Here is an 18,859-nt window from a genome sequence, read left to right as displayed (position 1 = left end):
GATGGAAACGGCTCAGGCATCAAAAGCCGAAGGAATATGCAAACAGCGGGCCGAGCATCATCAACGTTGCCATCGCAGCGCCGGCAATGTCCTGGCTCTCGAAAATCGGTCCACTTCTATGGGCGCCACGCGGTGTCGTCTGTGTCGCGAGATTGTCGCCGAGGGCAGTGTCTGATCGGTAGCTCATGGGTCGAACTCCTGGTTGAAGGTGTCCCGTCCCAACCAGCCGCATACCGCCATGTTCCATCTTACCAGGGTGGCATTTGCCGGCGTTGCGCATTCAGGACCTGCTCGAGCGGTGCATGGGTCCGGCGAGCCCCGTCCAACATCTCGATCGACAGCAATCCGCTCTCGCAAGCGCGTTCGTCGTCCCAGCCCACATGATCGATGATGGGGTAAAGACAGATGCCCTGGACATCGATGCCGTCCAATAGCGCGCGTTCGACCTCGTCCGCGATCATCTTGAACCACCCGGCACGCTGGTCTGCCTCGGCGCCCGTTTCGGAAACGACGACAGGTCTGCCGTAGCGCGAAGCGACGTCGGCCAAGATGGTGCTGAACGGCACACGCAAGGGATGGTCCTGATGCAGTGCTTCGCCTTCGTAGTACCACTGGTTGTTCGGGTAATAGTTGACGCCGACGATATCCAGAATGGAGGGATCTCCGCCAAGCTGCGGCCAGAGCGCACCGGACAGCATATCCCAAGCTTGATACTGGGCGTTCTCGTAGCCGATCGCATGTTGGACATCGTCCGGATGGCCGGGCTTGGGAAATATCCGCACGACCGGATCGCAGTAGAGAAACCGCGCACGGGGATCGACCGCGCGGATCGCGTCCGTCGCCTCCAGGGCGGCACGCACGAGCTGCACCTTCAGCTCGAAGCTGCGGCCCTCCGCCATCGGGTTCATGAAGGCCCGATCGCCACCGGCCCAGGAGAAAAACGAGATCTCGTTGATAGGACAATAGAACGGGACCCGATCGGTCTCGCTTCTCACAAGCCGCGCAGTCGCGGCCGCAAACGCCGCAAACCGACGGACGAAGTCAGGTCTCCATATGTCCACATCGTCCGGCCAACCATAGTGCATCAGGTCCCAGATGACCTCCACACCGGTTTCCCGCGATGCCCGCAGCATCGGCAGGAAACTGTCCCATGTGCGGCTGGTGCTGCCGGCCGGTTCGATGAGGTGCCACCGCGCGCCATCGCGCACCGTCTTCATGCCCAGCGACTTCACCTGCCTGTAATCAGCAAGACAATGCGCGGCATGGCCGGTCGCCTGCAGGAGATCGAGCCGATTGCCATCGGCGCGACGATGCGTCGAGCATTCGAAGCCGGCCTGGAAGAAGCTCGAAAACACCCTCTCCCGGTCAAGACTAGGGGCGGCGGCCTCACGCAACGGCCATCTCCCGTACGGCTTCGAGCTTGCGGTAGGTCGCAAGTGCCTGGCCGACGACCTGATCCATGTTGTAGTAGCGATAGGTGCCGAGACGACCGATGAAGCTCACATCGTGGCGGGTGGCCGCGAGCGCTTCATATCTCTTGTATAGCGCCTGGTTGGCCGGGCGCGGGATCGGATAATAAGGGTCGCCTTCGCTGCAGGGATATTCGTAGGAGATGCTCGTCTTCGCGTGGCTCTGGCCGGTCAGATGCTTGTACTCGGTGATGCGGGTGTGCGGAATGTCTTCCGATGGATAATTGACGACGGCCACCGGCTGAAACTGCATCCTGTCGATCGTTTCGTGCCGGAATTCGAGACTGCGATAAGGCAGCGCGCCATAGCGAAAATCGAAGAACTGATCGATCGGCCCGGTATAGACCGTGTGCGCTGCCAGCTTCTCGCTGCTAAGGTCGTCGTAGGAGACGCCAAGTTCGATCGTGATATTCGGGTGGTCCAGCATGTTGCCGAACATGTGGGTGTAGCCCTTGAGCGGCATTGCCTGATAGCGATCGAGAAAATAGCGATCATCCGTGGATGTGCGCGTCGGAACGCGGGACGTGACCGACTTGTCGAGTTCACTCGGATCGAGCCCCCACTGCTTGCGCGTGTAGCCTTCGAAGAACTTGCGATAGAGATCCTGCCCGACCTGCGAAATGACGACATCGCGTGACGTCCGGATCACATCCACCGGTTCGGCGATTTTCGACAGGAATTCCGCGGTTTCCGCGTCGCCGGCGAGCCTCAGGCCGTAGAGCGCATTCAGCGTCTGCCGGTTGATCGGCATTGGCAGGAGATTGTCGTCGACCGATGCCAGCACGCGGTGCTCGTAGGGACGCCACTCGGTAAAGCGGGACAGATAGTCGAAAATATCCGCGCTGTTGGTGTGGAAGATATGCGGCCCGTAGCGGTGAATGAGAACGCCGGCGGCATCATGCATATCGTAGGCGTTGCCGCCGATATGCTCCCGCTTTTCGCAGATCAGCACCTTCTTGCCGGAGCCTCTCGCAAGCCGTTCGGCCAATACGGCGCCGGCGAAACCGGCTCCAATGATCTGATAGTCGAAGGCTGGAGCGCGGCTTCGGTGCGGGGTGGGGAATGACGGCTCCGAATGGACTGTGGGACGCTCGGAGATGCGCGCCAGATGCTCGGTCATCTCCGACACGATGCGGTCCCACGACCCTTCGGCAATCAGTCGGTCGACGGGCCCCAGCCATTCGGTTCGGCTTGCGAGCTCAAGCGCCTCATCGCAGGCTTTGGCGAAGTCGGCAGCGCTGTCCGCGATCCAAACGCCTTCGAGATCACCATAATGTCTCTCGACGTCACGAATGCGCGTCGACACGACGGGCCTTCCGCCGCTGAGATATTCCGGCGTCTTCGTGGGACTGATGAAGCGCGTCGCATCGTTCAGCGCGAAAGGCATGAGCGCGACGTCCCAGCGAGCCAGGCAACTGGGCAGGTCGCGGTAAGACACCGCGCCCGGGTAAGAAATGTTGGAGGCTTGCGGAAGAGACGCGGGATCGATCTTCGCGACGGGGCCGACCATTTCGAAACGATAGGCGGGGCGCAACCGCGCGATCTCTGCGATAAGGTCCAGATCGACCCGCTCGTCCAACACACCATAAAAGCCGAAGGCGGGCGCTTTTTGCGCTCGGCGCTGGCTCAGTCGTGCCTGCCCGAAATGCTCCGCGTCGACGCCGGATGGAAAGGGATGGATGTCGTCATGCAGATGGCGCTTTGCCTCGTAAAGGCTGTGGCCGCCGGTGAAGACCAGGTCCGCTCTTTCGAGCAGTTCGCGCTCGCGCTCGATGAGCCGCGGTGGCGCGAAGCGAAATTGCGAGAGCTCGTCCATGCAATCGTAGACGATGGCCTTGGGGCTCACGCCGTTTACCCATGGCAACATCATCGGCGTATAGAACCACACGATCGGGTTCCGAATGGCGCTCGCGTTGCAGAAGCGCGTGATCAACGCCTGTAGCCGCTCGTCGCGCTCGTCTTCGGACAGTGTTTCGGCGATGCGCGGACGGATCACCGTGACACCGTCGAAACGCGTCGGGTGGTACTCCAGGAAGTCGCCGCCCTCTTTGCAGTCAATCGGTTCTTCAAAGAAATAAACCGGATGCTCTTTGGCGAGCCGCGTCATGATGTGCTGGGGCCGCTGGAAGACGAAGTCCCAGCGCAGGTGGGAAAAGCAACAGATTGGCGTATTGACCGCTTGCTCTGGTTTGGCGGGTGAGGCGCCATCAATTGCAATGTTCAAGATCGGGTCCTTCAACTGATCGTAGTCGGCTATCCGACACCGGTCGGGCGTGGCCTGGGGCTCACCGAACCGGCAATCAGTCGTCATGTTCCCTGTGGATGCGCGGCATCAGGGGCGGCCCTTCCCACCCCTTTCGCTGCTTCCGTGTGAGGGGGCGCCGCGCCCGAACGGCTTTTGATGACGATGGAGATCGACGCCGTCGATGGCGGACTTCGTCATCGTAACCGCAAAGAGGCCACCGAGCCTGAAGCGATGAGCGCTAGCGTTCGCAACCCAGCTGCGCCGCGAGGTCGTTGAAATCCTGGCAGATCAGATCGGCACGTGGATCCGGCTCGGGATCAAGCGAGGGAATATCGCCCCACTCGTCCGGGCGGTAGACAAACGCGGTCGGGAAGCCATTCTCATGAGCGGCTTGAAGATCGTTGTTGTGGGTGGTCACGAGCAGTATCTCGTCGTGAGGGTGTCCGAGCCACCGCGCCGCGGTTTCGTACGAACCGGGCAATGTCTTATAGATACCGATCATTTCGCAGGAAATGACGCAGTCCCAGCTTAGTCCTGCCCGCCGCGACGCATCAATCACCAGGCGCGTATTGAGAATGGTGAACGGCGAAACGATGAACTTCCGGCGCAGGCGGGGCAAAGCCTCGACGACATCGCTCCAAGCATCGAGATCGTGCCAGGCGTGAACCAGACGCGCCCTCGCCTCCGGCGAAAACCCTTCGATCCCGCGCTCTTCGAGCATCTTGTCCAGCGTCATTCTGAGGACACCGTCCATGTCGATCGATGCACGGCCGCCGTCTGTCGGCAGTCCCTCCTTGACCATATCGGTCGACGTCCGCCGCCACTCCTTGGTCAGGGCCGGCCAGTCCGTATCAATGCCGAATTCGGCGCCGATCCTGGAGAAGGCCTCGGTAACGCCGCTGTGCCAGTCGAAAACCGTTCCGCCGGTATCGAAGATCAATGCCCTGACCTTGCCAGCGACCGAACCTACATTCACTGCCATGCTGAATTCTCCTCAAAAAACCGTTGATCGCATCAGGCCGCGCATCGTGGTCGCGTGACCAGAGCAGCGTGTGCGGCCGATGCGTTGATGCTGCATCTGCCTCTACGAAGCGGCGAAAGGCCGGATGGGCGATGTCCACCTTGCCGGCCCGTCGCACCCTCCGGCCTTAGTCACAAGCCGCTCACGCTGGGCATCAAGCTCGCGATGCCCGGAATGGCTTTATGGGCGGCCTTTCAGGCTGCGGCTGACAGATCCATGGCGTCGGCACGCTTGAGTGCTGCAGCGATCCGCTCGAGTTGCTCGTCCGGCACGCGATTGAACGGCGCACGGCACGGTCCGACATCGCGTCCCTGCATGTTGATGCAGGCCTTGACCCCCGCCGGCCAGTTGTAGCGGCTGATCTGGCTGCAGACATCGGTGATCGCGAAATGGAGCCGCTGCGCATAGGCGATGTTGCCGGACTGAACCGCATCCCACAGCGCCAGACAATGCCGCGGCAGAAGTGCAGCTGCACCGGACACCGAGCCGGTGGCACCGATCGCGAGGCCCGGATAAAGCAGCCAGTCATGCGCCCATGTGACCGAAATCTTGTCGCCGATGGTGTCGAGCAGTTCCGTCAAGGTTTCGAGCGAGCCGCCGATGCTTTCCTTGGTGGCGATCAGTCCTGTCTCATGCTGGTTGCCCGCCATGCGGCGCATCAGGGCCGGCGTCACGGGCGCGAAGGTCAGGACGTTGTAGACCATCGTCGGCAGGCCGGATTCCTTGTGGATCGTCGAATAGAAGTCGTAGATCCCGTCATCCGAGCAGATCTGGTAGATCGGCGGCGTGACCATGACGCACTGCGCACCCGCGTCACGGGCGACCTTCGCCTTCTTCACGGCCTCGCGCGTCGATGTGGTGATGATCCCGGCCATGACCGGCACGCGTCCTGCCGCCGTCTCCTGGGCGGTCTTCACCAGCCGACCGAGATCGTCGGCGTCGAGCGCGTGCCCTTCACCGGTCGAGCCGCCGACGCAGACGCCCGTCACACCCAGCGAGATGTTGTAGTCGATTTCGCGACGAAGGGCGGCGAGATCCAGTTCTTCGTCCTTCGTGAAGGGCGAGACGACCGGCGGGAAAATTCCAACGACATCTTCTTTGGTCAGGACGCGGGGCATGGGCAACTCCTCTGTGCATCAGTTGGCGCCATCTTCCATATGTTCGCATTCCGGTCAAGTAGACCGCAATACGGATTTCCTTTGCAAGATTGTGGTTCGTGGTCGATGATCCATTGACCCGCGATCGGAGTTGCGGTTTGCCGCATGGGGCGGCCCCATCGTTCGCGCTCTCTCGCTGCCGGGCATATCGAGGACCTTGCTGAACCCATGAGCTCCGAAAATCTGAAAAGCCTGGCAAAGGTCGTCGCGATCCTAGATTGCTTCTCCGAATACGACCGCAAACTGTCCGTGTCGGAGATCGCAAAACGTCTCGATCTGCCGCGGCCGACAGTCCACCGCATTATGCGCACGATGCGCGACCTCGGAATGGTCGAGCAGGAGCGGGAACGGGACCAGTACCGGCTCGGCATGAAGCTGTTCGAACTGGGCACGACGGTTCTGGCGAGCATGGATCTGCATCGCGAGGCCAAGGACAGCGTCGAGGCCCTGACGCGTGCAAGCGGCCAGACGGTGCATCTTTCCGTCTTCGACGGCAAAAGCTCGACGGTCATCAACCGGACCGATCCCGATGGCCGGCGCGTGAACACGCTGATCGTCCTAGAGTCTTCGCCGGCCCACGCGACGGCGTCCGGCAAGGTCGCCCTGGCCTTCCAACCGGCCGCGGCGATCGACCGATTTCTCGCGCGCAAGCTCGTACGGCTGGCACCCAACACGATCTGCGATCCGGACCTTCTCAAAGCCGAACTGACGAAAATCCGACGGACCGGATATGCGCTCGACGACGAGGAACTGACGCCGGGAACATCCTGCGTTGCGGCCCCGATCCGAAACTCGCAAGGCTCGGTCTTCGCAGCGATCAGCGTCAGCGGAGACACCGAAAAAGTCTCCGGCGACCGGATCCCGGCATTTGCCGATCTCGTGACGCACCACGCGAACACGATCTCGCTTCGTCTCGGCTTCCGTCCAGAGACCTGAAGTTCGCGCGTTCTTGGCATCGGCCGGACCTACACCAAGGCGCGGAGCTCGCGTTGGACCTGCTTCAGCAGCCTGTAGCGCGCATGTGCCTTGCCATGAACCGCAGCCTTTTCCGGATCCGCCTGGAGATTGTCACCACGATGAACCATGCGGGACGCAGCCGCAGCGACATCCTGATAAACTCTCGCCGCCACCGCTCCGAGCATTGCGGCACCCAAGAGAACTGGCTCCTTGGAACCTGCGAGTTCGACGTCGGAGCCGGTCGCATCCGACAGGATACGCCGCATGAGGGCGCTCTTGGCAAAGCCGCCGGACAGGATCAGACGGTCGATCGTCTGGCCGTTCGCACGCAGCCGCTCGACGATGTCGACGGTGCCGTAGGCTAGCCCGCGCAGCGTCGCCACGTAAAGGTCGACGAGGTCGTCCAGGTCGGCCCCAAGCCGCAGGCCGGAAATGATGGCGCTGGCATGCGGGTCCGGATCAGGCGAGCGGTTGCCGAGAAATTCCGGCACCACATCGAGCCCGGCGCCGATCAGCGATGCGGCCTCCGACGTTCCGGCGCGCTGGACCGCCCTTTCCTCGAGGAAAGCCAACAATGGTTGTCCGGCAGCTTCGGCGGCATCCCTGGCGGCTGCGAAAGCCGGATGGAGAGACACGGCATGATCGAGCGCTGCTCCGAAAGCGGACTGGCCGCCTTCGTTCAGCCAGAAGCCCGGCAGAAGCGCCCCGAAATAAGGTCCCCACACGCCCTCGACAAATCTAGGCTGGCGCGACAGCGTCATGGTGCACGCAGACGTGCCGGCAATCACGGCCATTTCCGTCGCTGGATCCCTGCCGCCGGCCCCGAGCGTGCCCAGGCCACCGCTATGCGCGTCGATCAACGAAGCGCCGACGGCGATCCCCGCCAGAAGATCGAGCTCGCTCGCCGCTTTTTCCGTCAAGCCGGACGCGATCGGCGTCGCGACGTCGATCACGCGTGGGCCGATGCGGTCGAATTCTTCGCCAGCCAACTGGCCAAGCCCGATCTCCTCGAAATAGGACCGGTCCCATCGCTTCTCGTGGCCAAGATAGGTCCATTTGCAAACGACCGTGCAATTCGATCGCGCGCTGTCGCCGGTCGCCCGGAAACTGAGATAGTCTGGCAGGTCGAAGAAGTGGCCAGCCTTGGCGAACGTCTCAGGCGCATGTCGGCTCAGCCAGAGAAGTTTCGGCGTCTCCATCTCAGGGGAGATCTGGCCGCCGACGAACGACAGCACTGGATGGGACGTCGCATTGATGTCGTCGGTCTCCTTCAGCGCGCGATGATCCATCCAGACGATCACGTTGCGCGCGGGCTCGTCCGAAAGGCCGACAGGCAATGGCTCGCCATCCTTGTCGACGACGACCATGGAGCAGGTCGCGTCGAAGCCGATACCGACTACACGCTCCTTGGCAATATCAGCCGCAGTGCGCGCCTCACGAACAGCCTCGCAGGTTTTCTCCCATATGTCGGCGGAGGACTGCTCCACATGGTCGCCGTTCTTCCAAAGCTTGAGAGTCCGCGAGGCGTGTCCGAGCAGGCCACCGTCCTCATCGAACACGCCTGCGCGCACGCTGCCTGTCCCGACATCGACGCCGATGAAGCATGGACCCGCCATCACGCGTTCTGCGCTTTCTCGAGCGATACCCCGCACAACTTCACCTCAAGGCCGAGTTTGCTGGCGAGCGCCGCCTTGGCAGCCATCGACGCATCGGCAGCGGCCGCATCGTTTGCGTAGACGACCTGGATATGATTGGCCTTGTGGCGCGCCATCATCTGGTCGCGGCTCACGCCATCGAAGACGGCGTGCATGATCGGCCATTCCTGGTTGGTCAGCGACCAACGCCGCTCGGTTTCCTCCTGCGGCAATGACACCGCCCTGCCCCGGCCGATGTCCATGCAGAGGCGCCCATCGGCAATGAAGATGCGGGACCACACGAGTTCGCCGGGTCGCGCAACGCCGCGCAACGTCCCGCCACCCTTGCGGAAGAACATGGGCGGCTGGCGCATCGACTGCGACCCGCGATAGCCACCTTCATGATGGGCCGGCGGCGCGGCTCCCGAAATCTCCAACACCCAGACATAGTCGGCGACGCTTCCGCTCTGGTCCAGGTCGCCCCACCGCAAGTCGTGGAGCGTCGTCTCGACCGGCTGGCCCATCGCCCGATGGATGCGGTTGGTCAGCAGGCCATCGACGGCCGCGCATTCATCGACCTCGTTGAAGTGAACGATGGCCTTACCATCCCTGATGATACGCCCGGCCGCATCCTCGACGGGAGGCCGGTCGTCGTTGTTCAGCAGGCCCTCGACCAAGTCGGACGCCGGCAACAAATCCTTGAGACCCTGCTGGTACTGAATGCCGATCGTCTCGCAGCCGAATGTCTCGGCCATCCGCACGGCAGCGATATACATCCGGCATTGGTCGATCACCTGCGGTTCGGTCAGCTCGGTCGCTTCATCCGTGCCCAGGTGGAACGTCATGCCGCGTTCGACCAGCCAGTCATAGATAGCCCGCGCTTCAGCTTCGGGCACCTGCTTCGCTTCGTAGTAGAGCGACGACTGCGACAACCGTTCCTTGAAGATGCCCAGCGGGAAAAGCATCTCGTCGGGGATGATGGCGTTGTACATGCCCATGCATCCCTCATCGAAAACGCCCATGATCGAGCGATTGGCCTGCAGATCAGCGGCGATTTTCTCGGCCAGCGCATCGGCCTCGGCGGGGACGGATCCAGGCTCGAAAGCCCGGACGTGGGAGGCGTCCTGCTCCACATGGCCGGTGGTCAACCATTCTTTCAGCTTGGCGTCGAACCAGTCATCCTCGAAGTCGATGCTCCAGAGGCTGGAATAGGTCACGCCGGCCTTGGTGAGCGAACCGTTGAGGTTCAATAGCCCCACCAGTCCCGGCCAGGTGCCTGACCAGTTCGCCACAGTGAGGATCGGGCCGCGATGGCGGATCAGCCCGGCGAGGACATTCTGGGAGTACTGCCAAACGGCTTCCGCAACGACGAGCGGAGCATCGGGATCGATGTCCTTAAAGACGTCGATGCCTTCCTTCTGGGTGGCGATGAAGCCATGCCCGGCGTCTCCCTTGACAGGGTGACCACGCTTGATCGATGCGCCATGGCGAGCGAACGCTGTTGCCAGCCGTTTTTCCATGTCGCTCTGGGCAGGCCAGCATTTCAGATTGGCGCTTTCACGCAGATCGCCGCTCGCGATCAAGATCACTTCGCTATGCATATCGAATTCCTCCTCCTAACGACCGGTGCGAGCTTCCTCGGCGCGCAGAACGGCAGGCAATTGCCGGCGATGAAGCTCCTGCAAGACCTCGATAAGGTCCGGCGCGGCTGCCAGATCGAATGTCCTCAGCGGTGGCCGGACAACGGCGAGCTTGTCAGATTTCATGCGCCAGCCAGCCAGTGCCTTGACGGCCGGCACGACGGGATAGCGAGCGATCGCCGCATAGAGCGTACACATCTGCTGGAAGACCGGATCGTCGGCCTTCGTTTCGCTGCTGGCGATGCGCGCCATCTGTGCGGGCGCGATGTTGCCGAGACCGGATATCGCACCGGCAGCACCGAGCGCGATGGCTTCGGGAAGAAAGATCTCGTTGCCGACGAAGACGTCGAGTTCCGGAAAGTCCGTCACGCTGTCGCGGACATGAGCGGCGTCCGGGACACTGTCCTTTATCCCCGCGATGATCGGACCATACCGATCGATCAGCGAGCGTATGACGCGTCTTTCGATCGACACGGAAACGACACTCGGGATGTCGTAAAGGGTGAGGCGAAGCTGGTCGTTATCGATGCTGTCGATGGCCTGAACGATGAAGTCTTCGAGTCCTTCGGTCGAAATGCCCTTGAAGAAGAACGGGGGAAGCAGCAGCTGTCGGAAGCACCCTAGGCCGAGGGCATGCTTTGCGAGCTCCACGACATCCGGCAATGCCGCGGCGCCGATGCCGACCATGATGGCCTGCGGCGCGCAGCCTGAGGCAACGAGCGCTTCAAGGGCCGCTTTTCGTTCCGTGACGGAGAATGACTGACCCTCCCCCAACGTGCCGAACAGCACGACGCCGCGCGCACCTTGCTCCATCACCTCTCGGGCGATTGCGGAGAGCTGCGTCCCGTCGATGGAGCCATCGTCGAGAAGCGGGGTGATCAGCGGCACCAATAGTACCGGATTGCGATTTGCCATCGGATTGAACTCGATCTGGAGAAGGCTTCAGCGGACGAGATATTTGTCGCGTGCGGCGCTGGTGAAGGTCACACCGTGGCCCGGTCGATCAGGCACGATGACATGGCCGTCAGAAACCTGGAGACCATGCTCCAGGAGATCGTCCATGAACGGATAGAACTCGACATAGGTCGGCCGTGGCAGTGCCGCGGCGAGGTGAACGTGCAGCACGGTCATAAAATGCGGCGCCACGGCGAGGCCGAACGTGTCGGCCATCTCGCCAATCTTCAGCGCCTCGGTGAAGCCGCCGACGAAACAAAGGTCTGGTTGCAGCACATCGAGTGCGCCGGCCGACACGAAGGGCGCGAAATCGCGGCGCGAATGAAAATGCTCGCCGGACGCGATCGCCATCGGCAATTGCGACCTCAGCCTTTTGTAGCCTTCGATGTCCTGGGAAAGGATGGGTTCCTCGAACCAGTAAATGTCGAGGTCGCCCAACTGCTTACCGAGCCAGAGGGCAGCAGGCAGGCTCAGACGTTCGTTGGCATCGCAGAGAATGCGGGGCTCCGGACCGATCGCCTCGCGGACCGCGCGGACACGCTCGATGTCCTTGTCGGGCTGGCGGCCAACACGGATCTTCACCGCATCGAAGCCTTCCTCGATATATTCGACGGAGCTCGACACGAGGTCATCCAGCGGCAGGGACGGGCTTGCCTTCCCGCTGCCGTAGCTCGGGATGCGATCGCGCCTCTGACCGAGGGCTTTAGACAGCGACACGCCGCGCATCCGCGCGACCAGGTCCCACAGCGCGACGTCGATCGCAGCAATCGCCATGCTGGCAATGCCGTGACCAAGGCGGTGCGTCCTATGGAAAAGCTCATCGTTGATGACTTCGACTTCGGCAGCCTCACGGCCAGGCAGTTGCGGCAGCAGTACCACATCGAGAAGCGCGCGCACGGCTTCGCCGCCACCGTAGTCGGAGGTGAACGTCCAGCCGGTACCTTCTTCGCCCGAACTGTCCACCACGGTGACGCCGATCAGTTCGAAATACTCGTCACTCCGCTCCGCCGCGAGACGGTTGGAGGGAAAGCGCAGCATCCAGCTATGTGCCGATTTGATCGTCATTGAGAGGTTCCGTTCACTTGATCTTCGAGGACGACGGTCCGTGCGGGATCGAAGTCCATGGCAACCTGCACGCCCGGCTCGAAACGTGCGGGCGGCGTGGTCTGAACGCGCAACATCGTTTGCGCAGCTCCATCGCAGGCGATGAAATAATCGACGATCCCGCCGGTAAAAACGACGGTCTGGATGGTGCCGACAAGGCGGTTCATGCTGACTGTAGGCGCAGCCGAAGCAGGGCTCAGCGTGATCTCAGATGGACGCAACGAAACGAGAAACTGCTGTGACTTACCGTGGAGCGCCGCACCCGTCGCCTTGATGCGATGTTCGCCAAATGAGCCTACCGCCGTCTGGTCGTCGCCGAGAAGGCGGTTCAGTGTCAGCGTGTTTGTCAGGCCGATGAAGCCGGCAACGAACGCGGTCTTCGGCCGCTCGTAGATTTCCGACGGCGTGCCCGACTGGACGACGAGGCCCTTGTTCATCACCACGATCTTGTCGGAAAGCGCGAGCGCCTCTTCCTGGCTGTGCGTGACATAGACGCTGGTGATGCCGAGTTTTTGCTGCAGGTCCCGGATCTCGAACCGCATCTGCTCCCTGAGCACCGCATCGAGATTGCTGAGCGGTTCATCGAAGAGCAGAATTTGCGGCCGCGATGCGACGGCGCGCGCAAGCGCGACGCGCTGCTGTTGCCCGCCGGACAACTGGCTCGGGTAGCGGTTCACATGTTCGGCCATCCCGACCATGGACAGCACGTCGGAAACGCGGCGCTCGATCTCTGCGCCGTTCAGGCCCTTGCGCTTCAGCCCGTAGCCGACATTGTCGGCAACCGACATGTGCGGCCAGAGGGCGTAGCTTTGGAAGACCATGCCCATGTCGCGCCGCTCCGGCGGCACCGCGCCGGTCGCGTCGGACAGGAGCTTCGATCCGGCTGTAATCGACCCGCCCGAAAGCGGCTCCAGACCGGCAATCATGCGCAACGTCGTCGTCTTGCCGCACCCGCTCGGCCCGATCAGCGACACCATGGAGCCCTTGGGGACGTCGATCGAGATGCCGCGGACGGCTTCGTAGTTGCCGTAGGATTTATAGACATCGTTCAGGCGCAAACTCTGCGCCTGAACGATGTCGGTGGTCGGCGATGGTATTGCAGCGGCCATTGATCAGCGACCGAAGGCCTGATCGAACGCCTCGACCTGAGCTTCGCGTTCATTGGCGATGAATGTCGCATCAACCGGAACGATCGTGACGTCGCTGACTGGAGTCCCATCGGGGAAGGTGTAATCCACGTCGTTGCGAACCGGGGCGCAGCCGAGCGCATCGGGCATGATGGCCTGTGCCTCGGGCGATACGACGTAGTCGAGCCATGCCTCAGCAGCTTCCTTATTGTCGGACTGCTCGAACATGGCGAATGACGAAATTTCGCCCGGCGAACCTTCGCTCGGCCAGACCAAGCTGGTCGGATCACCGCGATTGGCCGACGTCTGCCCATTGGCGAGAAGCTGCACGGCAATCGGGCGTTCGCCGCTCGCCGTCATGTCGCGGATCGTGCCGTGCGAGCGTTCCAGACGCGGTGCATTCTCAGCCAGACGTTCGAAATAGCCCCAGCCATAGTCGTCGCCTTCGGCGGCCAGATGCTCCGTGATGAACCACAGGAACGAATGGACGGACTGCGAGCTTGCCGGATCGGCGAGAGCAAGCTGGTCCTTCCAGCGCGGATCGAGCAACCCGGCCCAGCTTGTCGGCGCATCGGCCTGGCTGATGGCGTTGGTGTTGTACTGGATGAGATAGAGATTGACGCAGGCCGGCACCGACGTACCGCTCTGATCGAGCACTTCGCTGCGCACACCGTCCAGCCCTGCGGGCTCATAGGTAGCGAATGCCGAATGGGCAGCCTGCAGAGAAGCGATGGAGGCCTGGTTGAGGCCGATGACATCAGCCTGCGGGCTGCCTGCGCGAAGCTCCAATTCGACCGTGGAAATCAACTGCTCACCGGGTTGGACCGAGACCTGCACTTCCACGTCCGGATACTGCTCCGCGAAACCGTCAATGAGCGCCTTCATGTGCTCATCCGGGTAGGCCGAATAAATCTGCAACTGCCCTTCCTGCGCGAAAGCAGGCACGGCCGCGAAAATGCAGGCAAGAGCTGTGACTGTTCTGGTCAATTTCATGGTTATTCTCCCTGTTTTCGGCATGGGCTCCTCCCTAGCCGATGGTGAAACCGCGCATGAGCGCGGACCTGCGACCGACGAGAGCCGCGATGAGAAACAAGAGCGATACGCTGACGAAAATGCAGACGCCGTAAGCGCAGGCGACGGCGAGGCCGCCATTGCCGTTCCAGACGCTCAAGAGCGAGGTGGAGATCGTCTGCGTGCTGAAGCCGCGAAGAATGATGGAAGCGCTGAGTTCCGGGATCGCGAGAATGAAGACCAGCAGCCAGGTGTAAATTACCACCGGCGTGATGAGCGGCAGCGTTATGCGAAGCAGCGTCTGCAACTCCGTCGCGCCGAAGACACGGGAGGATTCCTCGATTTCAGGCGAGATCTGGAGCAGCGCCGTCTGCCCATTGCGAACGCCGATGGGAATGAAGCGCGCGAGATAGGCGACAAGCAGGATCGTCGGCGTACCGTAAATTCCGGTCAGGTTGCCGGGCCAGTTCAGATAGATGACGATCAGCGCGAAGGCGATGGCTGTGCCGGGTACGGCGAGCGGCAGAATGGAAAGATAGTCGAGTGCGCTGCGGCCGGAGAACCGGGTCCGCAGGATGACGTAGGACACGATGACGCCGATGGCCACGACGATCGTTGCCGCCGATGCGGCAAGCGACACGCTGAGCAGTGCCGCCTTGCGGATGGATGCGTCCGAGAGGACGACGCGATAATTGTCCAGCGTCAGGTTCGCGATGTTGAAGCCGTTGCCGATGCTCTTCATCAGGCTGACGGCGATCATCGTTCCGTACGGGAGGACGAAGGCGATCAGGACATAGAAGACGGCGAGCGCGGTCAGAAGCGGCGTTGCCCAACCGAGATCGATGCGCCTTGGCGCAAAGGCCTTGCCGCCGAGCGTGCGGTATCGATCCTCGTTGCGCAACATCAGCCGCTGTCCGCCGAGCGCAATGCCCGACAGCAGAACGAGGACCACAGCCGCGACCGACGCGGAGGCGAAGTCGAGCCCAAGCAGCGCGTTGCGGATCGAGACCGTCAACACGTCGATGCCGAGCATTTCCGGCGGACCGTACATCGCAAGCGATGTCGCAAAGGCGAGAAGCGCGCCGGCGAGCAAGGCCGGACGCATGAGCGGCAAAGTCACGTCGCGAATGGCCTCAAGGGCGGATGCGCCCTTGAGACGTGCGGCCTCTTCAAGCGCAGGATCCATGTTGGCGAGCGCCGGCGTCAGCGCCAGGAAAACGAAGGCCACGCCGTTCGGCAGGGCGGTGAGCACCAGGCCCCAGAGGCTGAAGATGTCGATCGGTCCGGCGGTCGACTGCATGCCGAACACGGCCCGCAAGGCCACGTTGGCGTACCCCGCGTTCGGGCCGGCCATCAGAATATAACCCATGGCGAGCAGAAACTCGGGACTGATCAGCGCGAGGATCATCGTGGCGCGCACGATGCGCTTTAACCGCATGTTCGTCCGCGCCACCCCGAAAGCGAGGGGCGCACCGATGACCACACTCAAGACCGCGATGCCGATGGCAACCAGGAGGCTGTTCCACGTTGCCGTGAGAAGCCGCGGACTGGACAGGAAATCGCGGTAGGCTTCGAGCGTCCAGCCATCCTGGTAGACGCTCGACAGGAAGATGGCGGCAACCGGCGCGCCGATGAAGACAACGAGACATCCAACCGACAGGGAGGCCGCGGTCAGCGACCAGCCACTCGAACCCGAGCGCCGCAGCTTGCCTGTCGACGTTCGATCGACTGCCGAGGCCGCCTCCCCCGAGATCATCGCAAGGCCGCTTCCAGTTGATGCTTGGCCGTTCCGATCGGCACCAGCAGGTGACTTTCGACTTCCTTCAGGTCAGGGGCGACCGCGACGTCGAACGGGATGTGCGCAAGCACGTCTCTCTGCAGATCGATGCCTGGGACGATCTCCGTCAGCACAAGGCCCTCAGGCGTGACGGAGAAGACACCGCGGTCTGTGATGATCGTTGCGGTCTTGCCGCTTTCGAGGCCGAGGCGCGCATTGAACGTGATCTGCTCGACCGCCTCGACGAAGCGGCGAATGCGACCTTCCTTGGCGATCGTCAGCCCGTTTTCATCATGCGTCTCTTCGAGCCCGCCCGTGGTGAGCGTTCCGCAGAAAATCAGGTTTCGAACGCCATGAACGATGTTCACGAAGCCACCACATCCCGGCAGCATGCCCGAGAAGCGGCTGACATTGATGTTGCCGTGCCGATCCACTTCGCCGAATGAAAGGATCGAGACATCGGGGCCACCGCCCTCATAGAACTGGAACACTTCGTTCTGGTCGAGAATGATCTCGGGATTGCGCGACACGCCACCCACCTGCGGCCAGCCGCCCATCGGCCCTTGCTCGACCGTGAAATAGAGGTCGTCGCGCCCGGCAGCACGCGCCATTTCAGGCACTTCGTACATGGGGACGCCAGCGCCGAGATTGACCATCGCGCCTTGCGGCAACTTGCTAACAGCGAGCCGCGCAACGAAATCGCGGGGCAGATTGCGGTTGCTCGTCGGTGGCAACTCGATCCGTTCGGCGCCGGTTAGATGCGGGGCCTGCTCGTCTTCCCAAACGTCGGGTTGAACCACCACGGCGCTGACGATCCTGCCCGGGATGCGCCCCATGCGGGGATGGATTTCGCCTACTGCCACAATCCGGTTCACCTCTGCGATCACCGTCCCACCCGACTGGTGAGCGGCCATGGCGAGTTCGATCGTTCCGTGGTCGAAAGCCTCCTGGTCGAAGAAGAGATTGCCGCGCTCGTCGGCAGCGCTCGCCTTGATGAAGGCGACATCGATCGGCAGCCGGGGATAATAGATGAGGTCTTCACCTTCGAGCGTCGTTCGACGGCACAGATCCGCTTCCGCAGCTGCGTTGACCTTGCCGCCACCGAGTTCCGGATCGACGAACGTGCCAATACCGACCGGTGTCGCAAAACCCGAGCGTCCTGCCGCCGTCGCACGCAGCAACTGCACCAGCGTTCCCATCGGCAGATTGTAGGCAGCCGTCTGATTGGTATCGATCAGAACATTCAGCGCGTTGTTGGAGGAACGGCTGAAGCTCGAAGTGATGACCTTGGCCATCAGTCCCGGCACCGCCAAGCGATTGAGGCCGCTATCGGCCCCGCCCTTTCCGCCACGCGCCCGCTCGACCATTGCGATGGCGACGACAGTGAGATTGCTCGGCGCCTGCGTCTTCGAAAACCTCTCAGCCAAGGCCTCGATCAAAGCTTCTGGAACGACGCGGTAGCCGCCTCCCGAAATTGCCAATGTCCCGCCTGAGGGAACTAGCTCTGCCGCCTGGTCGCCCGAAATCACACGCAAGTCTCATCTCCCTCGACACGCTCAAAAGGAGGCTAACTGAAAGCGCTATCATTGGCAATTGCCGTGTTTCAGTTTCGGAGCAGCTCGGACAACACCCTGCGGAGACCCCGCCCCATCGGGCTTGACATAACATTTTCAGTGCGTTGGCTCTTGGCCACTACTGGCTCGGCAAACCAACCCGATATTTATCATGTAAAGGCTTACATTTTTTTCTTTCCAGGCCTTCTGTGGTGTGGCAGATCAGAAGGCAATCGATCATCGAACGTCGGAGTTTCCATGCGTCAGCGACTGCAGAGCGGCATCATCCCCGCGCCCATCATGCCGTTTCTCGAGAATGCTGCGGTCGATTGGACAACATTCGACTCTTATATGGGCCAGTTGATCGGCTCCGGGATTTCGGCACTGGCCGTGAACATGGCTGCGGCGGAAGCAACGGCTCTCGAACATTCCGAGCAAGTCGAGGCCGTCAAGCGCAGCCGACAAGTCTCTGCCGGTGAAACTCCGATCGTCTCGGGCCTGATTGCGCCTTATACACAAGGTGCCGTCGACCACGCGAAACGCCTCGTGGACGCGGGCGCCGAAAGCCTGGTGGTCTTCCCGCCCCTGCCAACATTTCTTTCCAAGCCCCTGCCCGCCTCGATCGTCGTCGACTATCACGCCGCCGTCGAAGAAGCCGTGGATGTTCCCCTCATCGCATTCCAGACGGCGAACGCCGGCTATCCGGTCGGGACGATCGCGAAGCTCGCCGAGCTGAAGAACGTGGTGGCGATCAAAGATGCCGCCTTCGACATCGATCGGACCTGGGAAATCGTCGAGGAGGCGCAGGAGACCAACGGCCGTATCAGCGTGCTGACCGGCAACGACACGTTCGTTCTCGAAGCGATGCTGATGGGCTGCCAAGGTGCATTGATCGGCCTTGCCGGCGCCTTCACGGCAAAGCTCGTCGACATGCAGAAGCTGGCGGCTGCCGGCAAGGCGACCGAGGCCTACCAGATCTGGAACGAGATCGGACCGATGGCCCGGCTTTGCTGGTCCAATCCGCTGCGCGACTACCGGGCACGCATGAAGTATCTGCTCATGCGCCAGGGCGTCATCCCGACCGACAAGACGCGCGCTCCCCAGACCACCATTACCGCTGCCGATCGCCAGAAAGCGGATATGCTGTTCGAAAAGCATGGACTGGGCGCGCCGGCCTATCTTCCGCTCGGGCGCTGATGTTCGCGCTCAT

General features: G+C 62.0%; 15 protein-coding genes. 2 read left to right on the top strand and 13 right to left on the bottom strand.

All coding sequences use genetic code 11. From position 1 onward, the window contains the following. Nucleotides 1-19: 19 nt before the first annotated feature. The 5 genes from GC125_RS19935 to GC125_RS04785 all read right to left on the bottom strand — a co-directional run bounded on the left by GC125_RS19935 (nt 20) and on the right by GC125_RS04785 (nt 5,853). Nucleotides 20-187, bottom strand: a complete 168-nt coding sequence (locus GC125_RS19935) for a hypothetical protein (protein WP_199864448.1) — start codon at nt 185-187, stop codon at nt 20-22. Nucleotides 188-248: 61 nt separating this feature from the next. After that, nucleotides 249-1,394 (bottom strand): glycoside hydrolase family 1 protein, encoded by a 1,146-nt coding sequence (locus tag GC125_RS04800; RefSeq protein WP_151984275.1) that lies wholly within the window; start codon nt 1,392-1,394, stop codon nt 249-251. After that, complete coding sequence (gene glf / locus GC125_RS04795; RefSeq protein ID WP_151987570.1) at nt 1,387-3,576, bottom strand: UDP-galactopyranose mutase; 2,190 nt, start codon at nt 3,574-3,576, stop codon at nt 1,387-1,389. The genes GC125_RS04800 and glf overlap by 8 nt, the downstream gene beginning before the upstream one ends. 376 nt (nt 3,577-3,952) lie before the next feature. Then, the gene (locus GC125_RS04790) at nt 3,953-4,696 is read right to left on the bottom strand and encodes an HAD family hydrolase (protein ID WP_151984274.1); all 744 of its coding nucleotides are present in this window, start codon (nt 4,694-4,696) and stop codon (nt 3,953-3,955) included. 233 nt (nt 4,697-4,929) lie between these two features. After that, nucleotides 4,930-5,853 (bottom strand): dihydrodipicolinate synthase family protein, encoded by a 924-nt coding sequence (locus GC125_RS04785; protein WP_151984273.1) that lies wholly within the window; start codon nt 5,851-5,853, stop codon nt 4,930-4,932. A 207-nt stretch (nt 5,854-6,060) separates the two neighbouring features. Between GC125_RS04785 and GC125_RS04780 the strand changes: the two genes are divergently transcribed. Beyond that, a complete protein-coding gene (locus GC125_RS04780; RefSeq protein WP_199864447.1) occupies nt 6,061-6,828 on the top strand; it encodes an IclR family transcriptional regulator in 768 nt (255 codons plus the stop codon). 29 nt (nt 6,829-6,857) lie between these two features. Here GC125_RS04780 and GC125_RS04775 read toward each other — a convergent pair whose 3' ends face one another. The 8 genes from GC125_RS04775 to GC125_RS04740 are packed head-to-tail and all read right to left on the bottom strand — an operon-like array spanning nt 6,858 to nt 17,625. Next, complete coding sequence (locus tag GC125_RS04775) at nt 6,858-8,465, bottom strand: FGGY-family carbohydrate kinase (RefSeq protein ID WP_151984271.1); 1,608 nt, start codon at nt 8,463-8,465, stop codon at nt 6,858-6,860. Then, complete coding sequence (locus tag GC125_RS04770; RefSeq protein WP_151984270.1) at nt 8,465-10,084, bottom strand: fucose isomerase; 1,620 nt, start codon at nt 10,082-10,084, stop codon at nt 8,465-8,467. The genes GC125_RS04775 and GC125_RS04770 overlap by 1 nt, the downstream gene beginning before the upstream one ends. 15 nt (nt 10,085-10,099) lie before the next feature. Continuing rightward, nucleotides 10,100-11,038 carry a dihydrodipicolinate synthase family protein gene (locus tag GC125_RS04765; RefSeq protein WP_151984269.1) on the bottom strand — a complete coding sequence of 313 codons (939 nt, stop codon included), beginning with the start codon at nt 11,036-11,038 and terminating at the stop codon, nt 10,100-10,102. 27 nt (nt 11,039-11,065) lie between these two features. Further along, on the bottom strand, nt 11,066-12,142 hold the full coding sequence (locus GC125_RS04760; RefSeq protein ID WP_151984268.1) for a mandelate racemase/muconate lactonizing enzyme family protein: 1,077 nt from the start codon (nt 12,140-12,142) through the stop codon (nt 11,066-11,068). Next, nucleotides 12,139-13,290 (bottom strand): ABC transporter ATP-binding protein, encoded by a 1,152-nt coding sequence (locus GC125_RS04755; RefSeq protein ID WP_151984267.1) that lies wholly within the window; start codon nt 13,288-13,290, stop codon nt 12,139-12,141. Before GC125_RS04755 ends, GC125_RS04760 begins: the two co-directional genes overlap by 4 nt. A 3-nt stretch (nt 13,291-13,293) precedes the next feature. Beyond that, nucleotides 13,294-14,301, bottom strand: coding sequence for an ABC transporter substrate-binding protein (locus GC125_RS04750; RefSeq protein WP_199864446.1), 1,008 nt, complete (start codon nt 14,299-14,301; stop codon nt 13,294-13,296). Nucleotides 14,302-14,335: 34 nt separating this feature from the next. Continuing rightward, nucleotides 14,336-16,075 (bottom strand): ABC transporter permease, encoded by a 1,740-nt coding sequence (locus GC125_RS04745; protein WP_151984265.1) that lies wholly within the window; start codon nt 16,073-16,075, stop codon nt 14,336-14,338. Further along, complete coding sequence (locus GC125_RS04740; RefSeq protein WP_286165599.1) at nt 16,072-17,625, bottom strand: CoA-transferase; 1,554 nt, start codon at nt 17,623-17,625, stop codon at nt 16,072-16,074. Before GC125_RS04740 ends, GC125_RS04745 begins: the two co-directional genes overlap by 4 nt. Nucleotides 17,626-17,907: 282 nt before the next feature. Here GC125_RS04740 and GC125_RS04735 point away from each other — a divergent pair, with 282 nt between their 5' ends. Beyond that, nucleotides 17,908-18,846: a dihydrodipicolinate synthase family protein gene (locus tag GC125_RS04735; RefSeq protein ID WP_151984263.1), complete on the top strand. Its 939-nt coding sequence runs from the start codon at nt 17,908-17,910 to the stop codon at nt 18,844-18,846. The last annotated feature ends 13 nt before the right edge of the window (nt 18,847-18,859 follow it).

Origin of the sequence: Rhizobium sp. EC-SD404, from assembly GCF_902498825.1 — a bacterium.
Lineage (GTDB): Bacteria > Pseudomonadota > Alphaproteobacteria > Rhizobiales > Rhizobiaceae > Georhizobium.
Note: the sequence above shows the minus strand (reverse complement) of the source record. Positions and strands in the feature narration are given on the sequence as shown.

Bases quoted from the DNA above. Each gene is read 5' to 3' on its own strand.
- GC125_RS04775 (WP_151984271.1), bottom strand. From the start codon at position 8,465: ATGGCGGGTCCATGCTTCATCGGCGTCGATGTCGGGACAGGCAGCGTG.
- GC125_RS04765 (WP_151984269.1), bottom strand. From the start codon at position 11,038: ATGGCAAATCGCAATCCGGTACTATTGGTGCCGCTGATCACCCCGCTT.
- GC125_RS04760 (WP_151984268.1), bottom strand. From the start codon at position 12,142: ATGACGATCAAATCGGCACATAGCTGGATGCTGCGCTTTCCCTCCAAC.
- GC125_RS04750 (WP_199864446.1), bottom strand. From the start codon at position 14,301: ATGAAATTGACCAGAACAGTCACAGCTCTTGCCTGCATTTTCGCGGCC.
- GC125_RS04755 (WP_151984267.1), bottom strand. From the start codon at position 13,290: ATGGCCGCTGCAATACCATCGCCGACCACCGACATCGTTCAGGCGCAG.
- GC125_RS04790 (WP_151984274.1), bottom strand. From the start codon at position 4,696: ATGGCAGTGAATGTAGGTTCGGTCGCTGGCAAGGTCAGGGCATTGATC.
- GC125_RS04785 (WP_151984273.1), bottom strand. From the start codon at position 5,853: ATGCCCCGCGTCCTGACCAAAGAAGATGTCGTTGGAATTTTCCCGCCG.
- GC125_RS04745 (WP_151984265.1), bottom strand. From the start codon at position 16,075: ATGATCTCGGGGGAGGCGGCCTCGGCAGTCGATCGAACGTCGACAGGC.
- GC125_RS04770 (WP_151984270.1), bottom strand. From the start codon at position 10,084: ATGCATAGCGAAGTGATCTTGATCGCGAGCGGCGATCTGCGTGAAAGC.
- GC125_RS19935 (WP_199864448.1), bottom strand. From the start codon at position 187: ATGAGCTACCGATCAGACACTGCCCTCGGCGACAATCTCGCGACACAG.
- GC125_RS04735 (WP_151984263.1), top strand. From the start codon at position 17,908: ATGCGTCAGCGACTGCAGAGCGGCATCATCCCCGCGCCCATCATGCCG.
- GC125_RS04780 (WP_199864447.1), top strand. From the start codon at position 6,061: ATGAGCTCCGAAAATCTGAAAAGCCTGGCAAAGGTCGTCGCGATCCTA.
- glf (WP_151987570.1), bottom strand. From the start codon at position 3,576: ATGACGCGGCTCGCCAAAGAGCATCCGGTTTATTTCTTTGAAGAACCG.